The sequence below is a fragment of the Enterococcus sp. DIV2419 genome (assembly GCF_051711865.1).
Lineage (GTDB): Bacteria > Bacillota > Bacilli > Lactobacillales > Enterococcaceae > Enterococcus > Enterococcus faecalis.
Genome location: NZ_JBIONS010000001.1, coordinates 505,009 through 521,339 on the forward strand (window position 1 = coordinate 505,009; position 16,331 = coordinate 521,339).

A 16,331-nucleotide genomic window follows, 5' to 3' on the forward strand; every position below is an offset into this window, starting at 1 on the left:
CCCTCCTTAAGAGTAGTGATTGGTTTAAAATATACCTACACGAGGTATTTTTGTCAACTATCTTTTCTTTGAATCTAAAAATGGCAGAAATCTCTTCAGTTGACAAGTCTAACTTTTTCATGTTAAATATACCCCATAAGGTATATAAGAGAAGGAGAACAAAATGTTATTTCAATTGTTTAAAAAAACGCCAAGTATTTCAACAAAGGAATTGCAGTCACGTTTATCTAAAGAGATAACGTTATTAGATGTCCGAACACCTAGCGAATACCGCGCAGGGCATATTCCACAAGCGATTAATGTCCCACTTAACAAAATTCCCGCCTACAACAAATCCGCTAACGAGGTCTATGTGATTTGCCAGTCCGGCATGCGCAGTAAAAATGCGGCCAAAATTTTAGCGAGAAAAAACTATCACGTGATTAACGTTCGTGGCGGGATGTCCCAATGGTTTGGTCAAATTAAAGGAGGAAAATAAATGAAAATTGTAATTATCGGAGGCGTGGCTGGTGGCATGTCAGCAGCGACACGTTTACGTCGCTTAATGGAAGATGCTGAAATTGTTGTCATGGAAAAAGGCCCTTTTGTTTCATTTGCAAACTGTGGTTTGCCTTACTACGTTTCTGGCGAAATCGCAGAAAGAGAGCAACTGCTTGTTCAAACACCCGAAGCGTTAAAGGCACGGTTTAATTTAGATGTTCGTCCTCACCATGAAGTCGTGGCGATTGATCCAATAGAAAAAGTGATCACAGTGAAACATGAAACAGAAATTTTAACAGAACACTATGACAAATTAATTTTATCACCAGGGGCGAAACCTTTTGTGCCACCAATTACAGGATTGGCAGAAGCCAAAAATGTTTTTTCATTAAGAAATGTTCCTGATTTAGATCAAATTATGACAGCCTTGACACCAGAAACAAAACGAGCCGTCGTGATTGGCGCAGGCTTCATTGGCTTGGAAATGGCAGAAAACTTGCAAAAACGCGGATTAGAAGTCACTCTCGTGGAAAAAGCGCCTCATGTTTTACCGCCATTAGACGAAGAAATGGCCGCTTTTGTCAAAGCTGAATTAAGCAAAAACAATGTTCAAGTAATTACGGGACAATCTGCGGTTGCTTTTGAAGAAGAAGGGCAAGTGATTCGCTTAGAAGACGGTCAAACATTAGCTTCTGATTTAACCATTTTGTCGGTGGGGGTCCAACCAGAAAATACCTTAGCAGTTGAAGCAGGTGTAGCAACTGGTTTACGTGGCGGTATTGTTGTTGATGAACACTATCAAACGAATCAACCCGATATTTATGCGGTTGGGGATGCTATTGTAGTGAAACAACAAATCACTCAAGAAGATGCGCTGATTTCTTTAGCTTCTCCCGCCAATCGCCAAGGACGTCAAGTAGCGGATGTGATTGCTGGGTTAGAGAGAAAAAATCAAGGAAGCATTGGGACCGCCATTGTGCGAGTCTTTGATTTAACCGCTGCTTCAACTGGTTTAAGCGAACGGGCTGCTAAAGCTGCTGGACTAACAACAGCTGTTGTGCATATCAGTGGAAAAGACCATGCGGGGTATTATCCTGGCGCAACAGATCTTCAGTTAAAATTAGTTTTCCATCCTACGACAGGGGAAATTTATGGCGCACAAGGAATTGGGGCAAAGGGCGTAGATAAGCGGATTGATATTCTTGCGACCGCTATTAAAGGACAGTTAACTATTTTTGATTTGCCTGAATTAGAGTTTACCTATGCGCCGCCGTTTGGTTCAGCGAAAGATCCTGTGAACATGTTAGGCTATGCAGCGATGAACCTTGTAGAAGGATTGAGTGAAAACGTTCAATGGTATGAGTTATCCAACGAATTAGCTAATGGAGCTGTTTTATTAGATGTCCGTAATCCCGCCGAACGAGCCAATGGTCAATTTAAAAATGCTGTGTCTATTCCTTTAAATGAGTTAAGAGAACGTTTGGAGGAATTAGACAAGTCAACGAAGTACATTGTTAGTTGTCACAGCGGTTTGCGTAGTTATATTGCAGAACGGATGCTAAAACAAGCAGGCATCTCAGCCAAAAATTTAGATGGTGCTTTTGCGCTATATCAAATGGTAAAATCGGAGGAACTAGAAAATGTATAACACGATTGGCATGCCTGAATTTTATCAGGAAGCAAAACGAAAAAAATTACCGATTATTGATGTACGAGAAGAAATGGAATACCAACTGGGGCATGTCCCTCAGGCCATCAACTTACCTTTAAGTACTTTAACCGAAAATTATCAGCAATTAGATAAAAAACAACCCTATTATCTGATTTGTCAAATGGGATCGCGCTCCGCACAAGCGTGTGCGTTTCTCAGTCAACAAGGGTATCAAGTAACCAATGTTCTAGGTGGTACATCTGGCTGGTTGGGTCAATTAGAACAATAAAATAACAAAAAACGTTTATCCTTTTACACAGGATAAACGTTTTTTTGTTAGATAAAGATGTGTCAAAACTGTAAGAGGAATGATAGGAAGATGAAGGGACCAGTTTTTTTATTCATTATATACTAAATAAAATGACAAACTCGTCAACAGAAATCAAGGAGGAACAAATAAATGAAAAAGTCAGGCCAGAAGAAGCGAAATAAAAAAGTGTGGTTCGGTATTGGTGCCGCAGTGGTCGTCGTCGGATTTATCGGAGCAAAAACAGTTTTTTCTTCAAAAGAAGTTGAACCTGAATACACAACGTATACCATTACAGAAATGGCCTCATTAAAATTAGATGGTCAAGTGAGTTTTCTAGATACTCGGGATATTTTCTTTGATCCTTCTTTAGGAAAAATTGCCGAAATAAATGTTGAAAATGGTAAAGAAGTCAAGAAAGATAGTCCATTGTTAACGTACAATAACTCAGACATCCAAGCCACAGAAACAGAACAAGCGAATGCCGTTAATCGGAACAATCTTCAAGTTCAACAAGCACAAGAGAACGTTAACTTAGCCACTCAAAAATACAATGAAGCGTTAAACAAAGTTGCTGCAGCCAAGCAAAAATTAAACACCGCAAAAGAGGCTGAAGAGAAAGAAACACTAAATGCGGAAATTCAGCAATTGAATGAAGCCGTTAGTGCTGCGAATAGTGAAGTCGCCCAAGCTAACCAAGCCCTTCAATTAGCCAACAGTGATGCCGTCGGAGCAGCAAACACGCTTGAACAAACACGTGGCAAAGTCAACACAGTCGTTACAGCACCAATTGATGGCCAAGTCACTGTCGATGCTAGTGCCATGAGTAGTACCGACAAACCAGTCATTAAAATTGCAACACAAAAGAAAAATATTCAAGGAAAAGTAACCGAATATGATTACGATAAATTACAGACAGGGGAAGAAGTAACAGTGACGACCGTTGGTTCAGGCAAATCAGCGCCAGGCAAAATTGTTTCCATTGCGCAAACCCCAATAGCTAAAAATGAAGGCAATCCAGTAGTGAGTTATCAATTTACAGTAGAAGGTGATTTTCCTTGGGCAGAAGGCTTGTCTACTAGTATCGCTGTGCCACAAAAGCAAATGATTATACCGACAGCAGCAATCCAAAAAGAAGGCCAAAAAGAATTTGTCTATGTTTACAAAGCGGGCAAAGCGAAAAAAACACCGATTGAAACAGAAACAAATTTAGGTCGTAAAGTTGTCAAAAGTGGCTTGAATTGGAAAGACCAAGTGATTGCCAATCCCAATAAAGAATTAAAAGATAATCAAGATGTTCAGGTAGCTGCCAATGATTAAGCTAGCCCATATTCATAAATATTATTATTCCGAAGAAGAAACACTGCATGTGTTAGATGATATTAACCTCCAAGTAGACGCTGGAGAATTTTTAGCGATTATGGGTCCTTCTGGTTCTGGGAAATCGACTTTGATTAATTTGCTAGGCTTTATTGATAAAAAGTTTGAAGGAACGTATTTATTTGAAGACCGTGAAATTGGCGACTTTTCTGATAAGGAACTATCCCGAATTAGAAATGAAGCAGTCGGCTTTGTCTTTCAGAATTTTAGTTTAATTGAAACACTAACAGTTGAAGAAAACATTGAATTACCTCTTTTATATAGTGGGTTAACCCCAAAAGAAGCCAAAGATCGTGTCCACGAAGTTCTGACAAAAGTCGGCTTGCCAGATAAAGGCAAGAAGCATCCAAAACAACTTTCGGGCGGACAACAACAACGTGTGGCCATTGCGCGTGCGATTGTCAATCGGCCAAGTTTTATTATTGCAGATGAACCAACTGGGGCTTTAGATAGTAAAACATCGGAAGAAATTTTAACGCTCTTTCAGCAATTAAACAATGAAGGTGTCACCATTATTTTAGTGACACATGATGAAGAAACAATTGAATACTGCAATCGTTTGATTAAAGTTCGTGATGGAAAGATTTTAGAGGAGGTGCTGACATGAAACGTTCAATTATTTGGAAAACCGCCTTCCGTTCCATTTTGAAAAATAAGCGACGCAGCTTGTTAACGATGCTAGGGATTGTCATCGGGATCGCTTCGGTGATTACCATCGTGGCTATCGGTAACGGCTTTAAAGAAGACATGGTCGATAAATTATCCGCTGAAAAACAAAAAGAAAATGTGAAAAAGATTTCTTTTTCGGCCTACAACACTTCGGATATGTTTAGTGACCAAGCGATGTTTACCGACAATGATTTAGGGGTCGTGCGCATGGTTCCTGGCGTAGAAAAAATTGATTTTGATCAAAGAGAAGTTGATGGCGCCCAAAAAGGTACACTGAATTTTCAAGCAGGACCGAAAAATCTTTCTGTAACCTATGAACTTGCCGACAAAACCACCAAAGAATTGTTGGCGGGACGCCAACTGAATGATGGAGACAATGCAAAACTGGATAAAACAGTGGTGGTGGATGAACTGGTTGCCAAAGAACTCTACCAAGACCCAACTGCAGCAGTTAATCGAACTTTTCCATATAAAGAGCAACTTTTTACCATTGTTGGCGTGACAACCAATACCAGCGGTGCCATTGGTCCAGGTAATGATGACTCATTGCTTTATTTTCCCAAAAAGACATATGAACATTATTTCGGCAAGCTAAAAGATACATCTACGTTGAAACTAACAGTAGCACCTGGCTATCAACCAGATCAAGTATTGAAAGAAACAATAAAAACTCTCTCTCAACAAGGAACCATGAAAAACAGTGGGACGTATCAAGAATATAATGTTAAAGATACCATCAAAGAAATGGGCTCTTTATTAAATAATTTAACCTTGTTTATTTCCGCAATTGCGGCCATTTCACTGGTAATTGCTGGGGTCGGCGTTATGAATATGATGTACATTTCGGTCTCAGAACGGATTAAGGAAATTGGTATCCGACGTGCATTGGGCGGGACAGCCAGTGATATTAAAAAGCAATTCTTAACAGAAGGGATTGCCTTGACCTTAATCGGCGGAATTACTGGTTATCTTTTAGGAATGATTATTGCCTACTTAGCATCAATGGCACTACCGTTTTCTGTTCGTCCAGATTTAATGACGGTTTCATTAGCCATCGGGATTTCTGTCTTTATCGGGGTTGTATTTAGCTATTTCCCTGCCTCGGCAGCTTCAAAAAAAGACTTAATCGATATTATGAAATAAATATAAATAGCAAAGAAACAGCCATTTTTGGCTGTTTTTTTTAGTGAAAGTAGAAAAAAATCCAAAGATTTCAAGAGAAAGTAGCTAACAAACGTCAAAAGGTTGATATTAGCTACCAACCTTTTGACGTTTGTTAGCTAAATAAAAAAAGAAAAAATTAAAAAAATAGCATGTTGAGGATTAAATAACAAACATTTTTTAAATAAGACTATTGGAAATCCTTTATAAATCTGGGATTACGGGAATGATTGTTAATGACTGATTTGCTTGTAAATTTCTAAATTTTAATTCGAAAAAATTCCAGTATACTAAATATATCAAAACAAAACACGAAAATTGAGAAAATTTTGAACTAAAAAAGAATTAAGGAGGAATCAAGAATGAAAATAATGGTCATCACAAAAAATATTTTATCAGAAACTGCTTTTCAAAACCGCTTACAGCATTTAGATCACCAAGTTTTTTGTACGACGTGTTTGATTGGTGAAATTAAGGAAAGTCATTTGTTTTATCGAAAATTTGATGCCATCATTCTCAGCGAAACGATTCCTCGCAAAGAACAATATTTATATCTAAAGGAATTAGCCAGAGTTAAAACGCCGTTGTTTCTTCGCTCGGAAGATATTCCTACCTCGGAAGAATTGAGCATTAGCTATCAATATGGCATTCTCAATTGGTTACGATTGGATGCGACTTTGGATACGTTAAGAGAAAATCTCCTTTTGGCAGAATTAAATAAACCCATCCAACGAGAAGATGAAAAGTTAGATGTAGAGGGAATAAAGCTAACAGCCGCAGAACGTGCACTACTGGCTGTCTTGTATAGTACGCCAAAAGAACACTTACCAATGGAGCGCCTTTGTAAATTAATATATGACACAGAAGAAACAGCCAATAATCGAAAAAAAATGACCAAACAGCTGACAATATTAAATAAAAAAATTCAAGTAGGGGGCTTTAAAAAACAAGGTATCCAAAATACACGTTATAAAGGCTACAAACTGCATCCGCAGTTGCTTCCTTATATTGGCGAATTATTTACTTAAAATAGAGAAGCACTTGACGAATGAAAATCACCATCACAGGATGCCCTTTAAAAACCATGCTATACTAATAAGGAATAGTATAGGAGGTGGGTCTGTATGAAAGACGGACTATATTGGGTACAACAATTAAAAGAACAGAAAGTAAGTCACACAGAACTCTTAAAGGATATTGAGAAAAAAGTCCAAAAGTTAAATCCAAAGATCAATGGCTTTGTAACCTTTGACAGCCAAGAAGCAGAAGCAACTTATCAAAAAAATAAACAGCAGGACACACTATTTGCTGGTTTGCCATTTCCTTTGAAAATGTTAGGCCAAGAAAAAGCGGGGTGGTCAGCAACGGCCGGCTCGCAACTTTTTAAAAATAGTACTGCAACAACGACCTCTAACTTTGTCAAAAAAGCTGAAACGATTGGTTTGATGCCCTTAGGACAAACCAACGCCCCAGAGTTTGGCTTTAAAAATATTACGGACCCTGCGCTTTACGGGCCAGCCCGCAATCCTTGGAACCTGGAACATTCGCCAGGCGGTTCCAGTGGCGGCGCTGCCGCAGTTGTCGCTAGCGGGATTGTTCCTATAGCCGGCGCTAGCGATGGCGGTGGCTCCATCCGAATTCCCGCCTCTTTTAGTGGCTTAATTGGCTTAAAACCTAGCCGTGGCTCCATGCCTGTCGGCCCTGAAGGCTGGCGAGGCTGGCAAGGTGCCTCGATTGACTTTGCGTTGACTATTTCTATGAGAGACACCAAAGCGTTATTCTATGGCCTACGTGGTAGCCACAGTGGCGCCCCCTACCAAGCGCCCTTGGCAGAATGGCAAACACACCCTAAAAAACAACGGCTAAAAATTGCTCTGTGTACCGCTTCGCCTATCGGCTCACTGATTTCGCCAGAAGCAACACTAGCGGCGAAACAAGCGGCTGATTTTCTGGCAGCCGCTGGCCATGAAATCATTGAAATTCCTTATCCAGTCGATGGTGCAGCGCTGATTCGCTCCTATTATCAAATGAACGGCGCAGAAACTACAGCGATGATGAACAGCATTCAACAGGGGCTCGGGCGCCCAATTCGTAAAGAAGAAATCGAGCCTTTTTCATGGACCATGCATCAATTTGGCCAAAAGATTCCAGCAGCCACCTATGTTCATTCATTGCAGTTGTGGGATCAAGCAGCAGTAACGATGGAAGAACTTTTTCAAAAATTTGATCTGTTTTTATCACCAACAACGGCTTTTTCAGCACCAAAAATTAACGAAGATTTGCAAAGTGAGCACATTCGTCAACGAATGGAGCAAGCAGCAGAATTAACAGAAGCAGAGCTAGCTGAATTAATCTATGATTATTTTGATAAAAGTTTACAGCTAACACCGTATACTCAACTAGCGAACTTGACAGGACAACCAGCCATCAGCTTGCCCACACATGTTACGGCAACGGGGTTACCCTTAGGTATTCAATTGCTGGCTGCTCGTGGACGTGAAGATCTCTTATTCCAAGTAGGCGAACAGTTTGAGCAAGAAGGCAAATTTAAATTACCAGAAAGTTACCGCTAAATAGGGTGTTATTGTGACCAAATTTCAGATAAAATAGACACAAGACAAAAAACTGAGGTGGAAAAATGCTGTACGTAGTGAGACATGGTGAAACAGATTATAATGTGGCCCGTAGAATTTGTGGTCATGCGGAAGCGCAATTGACCGAAAAAGGCTATCAACAAGCGGAATTGGTAGCTGAAAAAATTGCCAAACAAGGAATTCAAATCGACCGTTTACTGGCGTCCCCTTTAAAACGGGCGCAAGAAACAGCACGTAAAATTGCGGAACGAAATCAATTGACGATTGAAACAGAACCTCGTTTAATTGAGATGAATTTTGGCATTTATGATGGTGAACCGATTGAAACAACGGCTTTCCAAGAAAATCGTTCTGAGATTTCCTTGCCGTTTCCAGAAGGGGAATCAGTCCTAGATGTCGCGGGTCGAATTTATCCCTTGATTGAGGAAGCCTTGGCTTCAGAGGAAACTTACTTATTTGTTTGCCACAATGCGGTTATGCGAGTCATTGATAACTACTTCAATGGTAAAAAAATCCAAGATTTCTTGGACTTTCATTGTGAAAATACACAACTTGTACAATACGGAGAATAAAAATCAAGTCTTTAATCTTTTGGTTAAAGACTTGATTTTTTTATGGTAAATAAGAAACCGCTTCCGTTTTAATGTATAATAAATTAACTTTTGGATCAAAAAAGAAATGGGGAAAAGACTATGAGAATTGATAATATTCATCAAGCGTTAAAACAGTTTCACGTACAAAATCCAAGTAGCAAAGAAACCTTGTTGCCCGCAACGGCTTCGCAATTAAGTCAGGCCTCTGGCTATACCCGAACTGCTGTTAGTGAAGAGCTTTCAGAATTAGTGAGAAAAGACCAAGTCGTTAAAGTTAAATCAAGACCGGTGTTGTTTTTTGATAAAGACTACTTAGAGGAACAGTTTCCTTTTTTTAAAAGTAGCACGTGCTACGATTCCCTCGCTTCGCTGCAAGAGGACATCTATCAACAGACAGAACAGATACATAAGAAAAAGCAGCTACTGAAAATGAATCCATTTGCGAACGTAATTGGTTTTGATGGGAGCTTAGCAGACGCCATCAAGAAGTTGAAAGCCGCTATTTTATATCCGCCTAATGGCTTGAATATTTTACTTACTGGAGAATCTGGGGTGGGGAAAACCTTAATTGCAGAACAATTACACCAATTTTATCAAGTTAAAATGAACCAAGAAGTTCCGTTTATTTATTTTAATTGTGCAGAATATTTCAACAATCCAGAATTATTAACTTCTCATCTGTTTGGCTATAAAAAAGGCAGTTTCACTGGCGCCGTCAATGACCAAAAAGGTTTAGTGGAGTTGGCAGATGGCGGTTTTTTATTTTTAGATGAAGTCCATCGATTAACGAGCGAAGGCCAAGAAAAATTGTTTACAGTTTTGGATAAAGGGTATTTTACACGGATGGGCGAAGCCGAAAAACAAAGAAATGTATCGATAAAATTTATTTTTGCAACAACCGAAGCAGTCAATCAACATTTTTTGAAAACGTTTTTAAGAAGGATCCCTGTGACATTAGCCATTCCAGCTTTAGCCGAGCGCTCTTTGAAAGAAAAAATTCAATTGATTTTGTCCTTTTTCTTAGAAGAAAGTCAACGGATTCAAAAGAATATCCACATTCGTTATGAGGCGTTGAAACAATTAACGTTTACTCATTTTGAAGCCAACGTTGGTGAATTGAAAGCGGCGATTCAATTTATGAGCGCACAAGCCTATTTAGAAGTGTTCGACCAATTAACGGAAACTATTTGCATTGAAGCAAACGAGGGGACAGTCAAAGAGCAACCTGATGTAGAAAGTCTGCTGGCTTTTAATGAGTGGATACCTAACGATGGCCTCACGATTCAATACAACCATTTTTATTTAAGCAGTCAAGAGTTACTTAAATCAGAAAGTCTGAAAAATGATCGTTTTTATAATTTTCTATTGAAAGAATATGCGGATTTGAAAAAATTAACTCTTTCGACAGAGGATGCGCTAGCAATCATGCAAAACAAAGTAGAGCAACTTTATGATATGGATATTTTTGCTCAAGAACCGCTAGCCATAGAGGCCATTGACGAAACATTGCAGCCAAAAATTCAAGAAGCCATTGTCTTTTTTGAACAATTAATCCAAGAAAAATTGACAGAGGATTTCCAGAATATTTTAATTGTCCACCTTTATTCTGCTGTTTTTTATTCTGCACAAATGAATGAAACATTTTATTCAGATACCAAAAATATCTATTCTGGCAAAGTAACCCAGTATCAAGCTGCTAAGGCCATGGTGGACTTTCTACAAACGTTGTTTGGGATTTCTTTTGCTGATACGGAAATCCTCTTTTTTGATCTATTTATTCGCAAAGTCACAGCTAAAAAAAGAGCGCACTCAGTTGAAGAAAACTGTGGCGTTATCGTCGTTGCACATGGTGCCGCGACGGCTAGCAGCATGGTTGAGTACACCAACCTTCTGTTCTCAACAACGGTCATGCGTGCAGTTGATATGCCGATTAATCAATCAGTGGAAGAAACATTAGAAAAAGTCCGTACAATTGTAAAGCAAAATCAGTATAAAAAAATTATTTTGATGGTGGACATCGGTTCCCTGGTTTACTTTGGTAATGCTATCAGTCAAACGTTTCAAATGGAAGTGCTGCTAATTAGCAATATCAATCTCTTAACATTGCTAGAAGTGGCGCGAGAAGTCATTTATGAATCGACGGCGTTTGAGTATCTATTACCAGTCTTAAAAGAAAAAAATCATCGCGCCTTGATTTGCAGTAAAGGTCGCTTCAACGAGGCAAAAGTTCTCATTATTTCCTGTCTAACTGGCATGGGGACTGCTATTAAAATTGAACAGTTGTTACTAAAAACTTTTCCTAATGAATTACTAACGAATGTACGCATCATTACTTTAGAGAAAAGAGAAGTGGAAGACATTGATCGTTTGCATTCTTTTGTTCGGAAAGAAGAGAAAATCGTTGGTATCATTGGCACCGTAAAGACAGAAGTGCCAGATATTCCGTTTATTTCTTTACAAGATTTACTATCGAAGCGGGGCATTCAGCTAGTTTTCGAATTATTAGGCCATCATTTAGAAGAAAAACAAAACCAAGAGTTACTAAAAAAAGTTTCAGCTAAATATATTCAAGGATTATCAATCGAAGCTATTACAGACTTACTAACGGTTTTGAATCCTACAACCATTTCAATCGAATTAGCTAAGATTTATTCAGACATTTGCTTGCAAACTAAAATAAAAAGTGACGAAAAGGTTTTACTTCGTTTTATCATTCATTGTGCTTGTATGTTAGAACGGCAATTGTTGAATCCAGAATATGACCCGACAGCTTATGAAGTGTCATATCGAGAGTTGCCAGAAGCTGTATCTGTCATAAAAATGGCGTTTCGACCGCTTGAAGTGTCCTATAATTTGTTGATTCCACCTTTGGAAGTGCGCTATATTTATGAATTGCTCTTTGAAAAGGCTTAATTCAAACGGAAATGAAAGTTGGCACACTTATTGCTTTTAATAAAATGATTAATTAGCAAAGGAGTTTGTTTATGGAAAATGAACCTATTTTACTTTTAACACACAATGGTTGGGGCTTGGAATTAGTCAAAAGCGTCCAGATGATCGTTGGAGAAGTCACAAATGTACATGAAGTAGCATTACAAGCAGAGGATTCACTGGGGGATTATTTAGAACGAGTCACAGAAAAAATTGACCAATTAACGTGGCACAACCAGTTGCTAATTTTAACAGATGTTAAAGGCGGCACACCTAGTAATGTTGCATTGCGTTTATCAAAAGATTATGACCTCCTGATTGTGTCCGGATTATGTACATCGTTATTATTAGAATCCGTCATGAAACAAAGTGGTCCTGGATTTCGTTTACAAGATGCAGAAATGATTCAACAAGCAGCAGTAGACAGTTGTCAAATTTTAGAAATTCCAAAATAAGAAAGTACAGGTGAACAGAATGTCAAAAATCGTATTAACAAGAGTCGATAGCCGTTTAATCCATGGACAAGTAGTGACTAAATGGTTACAACAATCAGGTGCAAATGAAATTTTGGTAGTGAGTGATGAACTAGAGCAAGATGAATTTTTACAAAGTATTTATTTAATGGCGGCGCCTCCAGGGGTTTCTGTAGTAATTAAAGGGATTGAAAGTGCCAAAGAATATTGGGAATCGCAAGAAAAGGAAGAGAAAAAGGTGTTATTTTTAGTGCCAGATTTAACGACCTTAAAAGCGATGGTGGACCAAGAAATTATTAAAGAGGAGATTCAAGTTGGTGGCTTAGGTGGCGGACCAAATCGGAAAAATGTTTTAAAAAATATCAATTTATCTGAAGAAGATGTTGCAATTTTGACTGAACTTTTAACGAAGGGCATCCATGTTTTCTTCCAAGCGATTCCCGAAGAAAATCCCCTACCAATTCAAAAATTAATTGAAAAATATCAATCACTATAATCAGAGAAAAAGGAGAGAATCATATGGGCGTTTTAGGTGTTTCAATTATTATGGGACTTTATTATTGGTTTGCACGTTTGCGTTTTGGGTACACATTTTCAGGCATGCTGTCTCAGCCATTAGGTGCAGCGTTGGTGGCTGGTTTAGTAACAGGAAAACTTAGTGAAGCAATGGTTGTGGGTGCGGGGATTCAACTTGTTTATCTCGGAGTCACCTCCACACCGGGCGGCAATGTGCCTAGTGATCCGGCTTTAGCTTCAGCAATCGCGATTCCGATTGCTTTAGGTGTGGGAATGAATGCCGAGGCGGCTGTTGCACTAGCTGTTCCTTTTGGTGTGTTAGGCGTCTTTATGGATCAATTACGGCGGACCATCAATGCGACTTGGGTGCATATGGCTGATAAATATGCGGAAGAGTTAAATTATGGGGGGATTTACCGAGCTGCGTTTGTTTATCCAGCTTTAGCGGGATTTTTAATTCGCTTTCCGTTGGTTTTTGCGGCGAACTTTTTTGGTCAATCTGTGGTGAATAAAGTCTTAGAAGTTATCCCAGCATGGTTGATGCACGGCTTTGAAGTAATGGGTGGTATTTTACCAGCGTTAGGCTTCGCCTTAACAATTATGGTAATTGGCAAGAAAAATTTGATTCCTTATTTTTTAATTGGTTTTGTTGCAGTAGTATATTTTGGCGCAGAAGTTATGGCCGTCGCTATTTTAGGAATCTGTATTGCCTTTTTAGTTAGAAACAAGGCATTGAGTGAGGAGGCAGCATAATGGAACAAATGACACAAGCAAATGAACAACAATTGGAACAGAAAAAAATTACTAAAAAAGAATTATCCAAAGCCTTTTGGATTTATCAACTAGGCTGTGAATTATCAAATTCTTATGAACGTCTTCAAAGTTTAGTTTTTTGTGCATCGATGATTCCTGCAATTAAAAAACTTTACGCAGACGATGAAGAACAACAAAGAGAAGCTCTGAAACGTCATTTGAATTTTTTTAATACTGAAGGAACAGTAGGGGCTTCAATTCAAGGGATTGCAATTGCTATGGAGGAAGAAAAATCCAATGGCGCAGCGATCTCTGATACGGCGATCACATCGATTAAAACTGGGCTGATGGGTCCGCTGGCTGGGATTGGCGATTCGATTATTTGGGCAGCATTAATGCCGTTAATCATTTCCATTTTTATTCCAATGGCTAAAGGAGGTAACGTGATTGGAAGTATCGGTCCGTTGGTTCTGTACACAGCCATTACGTTATACATCAGTTGGACGTTAGTAAATAAGTCCTATACATTAGGGCGTAATTCAATCTTAAGTTTGTTAAAAGACGGTAAAATTAAACAAGTCATTTATTCAGCAAATGTTTTAGGAATGATGATGATGGGCGCTTTAAGTGCGAGTTATGTTAAAATTGCTAGCCCGATGACGTTTAAAGTTACTGGCGGTGCCACGATTGTTTTACAAGATATTCTAGATCAAATTATGAAAGGGTTACTTCCTTTAGCAGCAGTCATGGCTATTTATTTCTTCATGGTAAAAAAAGGCCCACGTTACGGTATCATTATCGGCACGATTGTCTTAGTTAGTTTGGTCACTTCATTCTTTGGTTTGTTATAAAGGAGAAAATAATGAATAGTTACGAAAAATTCCACTTAAAAGAAGTCATTAATGCTTCTGGCAAAATGACCATTCTAGGTGTCTCCAAAGTTTCGGAGGCAGTCCTAGCAGCGCAACGATTCGGCGGCGAACATTTCTTTGAAATGAGTGAACTTAGTGTGCAAACAGGGGCCTTTTTAGCCAACTTGTTGAAGGCAGAAGATGCCCAAATCGTTTCCTCAGCTTCGGCGGGGATTGCCCAAGCGGTGGCTGCCTTGATTGGAAAAGGCAGCTTGTACCACGCGTATCATCCCTATACAGAAAAAATCGAACAGCGGGAGATTGTTTTACCTAAAGGGCACAACGTGGACTACGGCACGCCTGTAGAAGTCATGGTAGCGCAAGGTGGCGGCCAAGTGGTGGAAGCTGGCTACGCCAACATGTGCAGTCCAGAACACGTGGAAATGATGATTTCTGAAAAAACAGCGGCCATTCTATACATCAAAAGCCACCATACCGTGCAAAAAAGTATGCTGACGGTGGCCGAAGCGGCCAAAGTGGCGCAACGCCACAAGGTGCCGCTAATTGTTGACGCGGCAGCAGAAGAAGATCTTTTCAAATACACTGAAGCAGGCGCTGATTTGGTGATTTACAGCGGCGCCAAAGCAATTGAAGGGCCAAGTGCCGGTTTAGTGGTCGGGAAAAAAGAATACATTGACTGGGTGCGCCTACAAGGCAAAGGCATTGGTCGAGCAATGAAAATTGGCAAAGACAATATCTTGGGCTTTACGCAAGCAGTGGAAGAATACTTGGCACATGGCAGTGAATCAGGGGCTTCGATGCAAGAGCGCTTAAAACCGTTTGTTGAAGCCATCAACAACTTATCAGATTTAACCGCCAAAATCGTCCAAGATGGCGCTGGCCGAGACATTTATCGCGCCAGTGTCAAAGTGGACGGCAGAAAAACTGCCAAGGAAGTCATCCAAGCATTAAAAGCAGAAAGTCCAGCTATTTATACGCGAGAATATCAAGCCAACAATGGCATCATTGAATTTGACATTCGTTCTGTCAATCAAGAAGAAATGAACAAAATCGTGCAACGATTACAAGAAATTATGGACACAAAGGAGAAATAAGCCATGTCATTAAAACCTAATTATTTAGAAGAACGCATTTGTTTAAACGTTTTAGCCAATTCAGTAGAAAATGCCCAAGCCTGTTATGAAGCAGCAGAAGGGCATGTTGTGTTAGGCGTCCTTTCAAAAAACTATGAAACCGATGAAGCAGCCATTGACGATATGAAAAAATACCAAGCAGCAACCAACAACGCTTTATCTGTCGGCTTAGGGGCTGGCGATCCTAATCAAAGTCAAATGGTGGCTCGCTTATCAGAAGTTCTACAACCGCAACACGTGAACCAAGTCTTCACAGGTGTCGGCGCTTCGCGGGCCTTACTTCGTCAAGACGAAACAGTGATTAATGGCTTGGTTTCACCCACAGGCAAAGTTGGCTATGTCAACATTGCGACAGGTCCGTTAAGCTCGGGTGCGCCAGCGGCGGAAGTGCCTATCGAAACCGCCATCAAATTGTTGAAAGACATGGGGGGCAGTTCCATTAAATATTTCCCGATGAAAGGCTTGGCTCACAAAGAAGAATACCAAGCAGTAGCAGCAGCTTGTGCCAAGTATGACTTTTATTTAGAACCAACAGGGGGCATTGATTTAGAAAACTTTGAAGAAATTGTTCAAATTGCGGTGGATGCCGGCGTTAAAAAAATCATTCCTCATGTCTACAGCTCAATTATCGATCAAGAAACAGGGGACACTAGAACAGAAGACGTGAAAACGTTACTAACCATGATGAAAAACACATTGAATAAGTAAAGGGCCAATCTTTATTTGACTTTCTTCGCCAGATTTGCTACTCTCAAGTGGAGAATAAATAAAAACCAACAAATGAATGTGGGGTATTTTGGTGAGTGTCGTAGGTATCT

At 39.5% G+C, this 16,331-nt stretch carries 16 protein-coding genes; all 16 read left to right on the forward strand.

Annotated features, from left to right (window positions below):
- Positions 1-163: 163 nt before the first annotated feature.
- The 16 genes from IGI97_RS02355 (at position 164) to dagF (ending at position 16,221) form a co-directional block, all read left to right on the forward strand.
- Positions 164-478: a rhodanese-like domain-containing protein gene (locus IGI97_RS02355; RefSeq protein WP_002370047.1), complete on the forward strand. Its 315-nt coding sequence runs from the start codon at positions 164-166 to the stop codon at positions 476-478.
- On the forward strand, positions 479-2,128 hold the full coding sequence (locus IGI97_RS02360; RefSeq protein WP_033592980.1) for an FAD-dependent oxidoreductase: 1,650 nt from the start codon (positions 479-481) through the stop codon (positions 2,126-2,128).
- The gene (locus IGI97_RS02365; RefSeq protein WP_010712853.1) at positions 2,121-2,420 is read left to right on the forward strand and encodes a rhodanese-like domain-containing protein; all 300 of its coding nucleotides are present in this window, start codon (positions 2,121-2,123) and stop codon (positions 2,418-2,420) included. Before IGI97_RS02360 ends, IGI97_RS02365 begins: the two co-directional genes overlap by 8 nt.
- Before the next feature lie 171 nt (positions 2,421-2,591).
- On the forward strand, positions 2,592-3,758 hold the full coding sequence (locus tag IGI97_RS02370; protein WP_002359132.1) for an efflux RND transporter periplasmic adaptor subunit: 1,167 nt from the start codon (positions 2,592-2,594) through the stop codon (positions 3,756-3,758).
- Complete coding sequence (locus tag IGI97_RS02375) at positions 3,751-4,425, forward strand: ABC transporter ATP-binding protein (protein ID WP_002365285.1); 675 nt, start codon at positions 3,751-3,753, stop codon at positions 4,423-4,425. The genes IGI97_RS02370 and IGI97_RS02375 overlap by 8 nt, the downstream gene beginning before the upstream one ends.
- Positions 4,422-5,630, forward strand: a complete 1,209-nt coding sequence (locus tag IGI97_RS02380; protein ID WP_002359134.1) for an ABC transporter permease — start codon at positions 4,422-4,424, stop codon at positions 5,628-5,630. Before IGI97_RS02375 ends, IGI97_RS02380 begins: the two co-directional genes overlap by 4 nt.
- A gap of 380 nt (positions 5,631-6,010) precedes the next feature.
- Entirely contained in the window at positions 6,011-6,676 is a 666-nt protein-coding gene (locus IGI97_RS02385) for a helix-turn-helix domain-containing protein (RefSeq protein ID WP_002378914.1), read from the forward strand.
- Positions 6,677-6,772: 96 nt separating this feature from the next.
- Positions 6,773-8,221 carry an amidase gene (locus IGI97_RS02390; RefSeq protein WP_002378913.1) on the forward strand — a complete coding sequence of 483 codons (1,449 nt, stop codon included), beginning with the start codon at positions 6,773-6,775 and terminating at the stop codon, positions 8,219-8,221.
- 65 nt (positions 8,222-8,286) lie between these two features.
- Positions 8,287-8,814, forward strand: coding sequence for a histidine phosphatase family protein (locus IGI97_RS02395; protein ID WP_002359138.1), 528 nt, complete (start codon positions 8,287-8,289; stop codon positions 8,812-8,814).
- 120 nt (positions 8,815-8,934) lie between these two features.
- Positions 8,935-11,748 (forward strand): sigma 54-interacting transcriptional regulator, encoded by a 2,814-nt coding sequence (locus IGI97_RS02400; RefSeq protein ID WP_438737903.1) that lies wholly within the window; start codon positions 8,935-8,937, stop codon positions 11,746-11,748.
- Positions 11,749-11,819: 71 nt separating this feature from the next.
- The gene (locus IGI97_RS02405) at positions 11,820-12,221 is read left to right on the forward strand and encodes a PTS sugar transporter subunit IIA (protein ID WP_002365282.1); all 402 of its coding nucleotides are present in this window, start codon (positions 11,820-11,822) and stop codon (positions 12,219-12,221) included.
- Positions 12,222-12,240: 19 nt separating this feature from the next.
- On the forward strand, positions 12,241-12,735 hold the full coding sequence (locus IGI97_RS02410) for a PTS system mannose/fructose/N-acetylgalactosamine-transporter subunit IIB (protein WP_002355078.1): 495 nt from the start codon (positions 12,241-12,243) through the stop codon (positions 12,733-12,735).
- A gap of 23 nt (positions 12,736-12,758) precedes the next feature.
- Positions 12,759-13,508 (forward strand): PTS mannose/fructose/sorbose/N-acetylgalactosamine transporter subunit IIC, encoded by a 750-nt coding sequence (locus tag IGI97_RS02415; RefSeq protein ID WP_048949426.1) that lies wholly within the window; start codon positions 12,759-12,761, stop codon positions 13,506-13,508.
- Positions 13,508-14,359: a PTS system mannose/fructose/sorbose family transporter subunit IID gene (locus IGI97_RS02420; RefSeq protein WP_002359140.1), complete on the forward strand. Its 852-nt coding sequence runs from the start codon at positions 13,508-13,510 to the stop codon at positions 14,357-14,359. The genes IGI97_RS02415 and IGI97_RS02420 overlap by 1 nt, the downstream gene beginning before the upstream one ends.
- Positions 14,360-14,370: 11 nt before the next feature.
- Positions 14,371-15,474, forward strand: a complete 1,104-nt coding sequence (locus IGI97_RS02425) for a DgaE family pyridoxal phosphate-dependent ammonia lyase (RefSeq protein WP_438737906.1) — start codon at positions 14,371-14,373, stop codon at positions 15,472-15,474.
- 3 nt (positions 15,475-15,477) lie between these two features.
- Positions 15,478-16,221, forward strand: a complete 744-nt coding sequence (dagF, locus tag IGI97_RS02430; RefSeq protein WP_002361094.1) for a 2-dehydro-3-deoxy-phosphogluconate aldolase — start codon at positions 15,478-15,480, stop codon at positions 16,219-16,221.
- Positions 16,222-16,331: the final 110 nt, after the last annotated feature.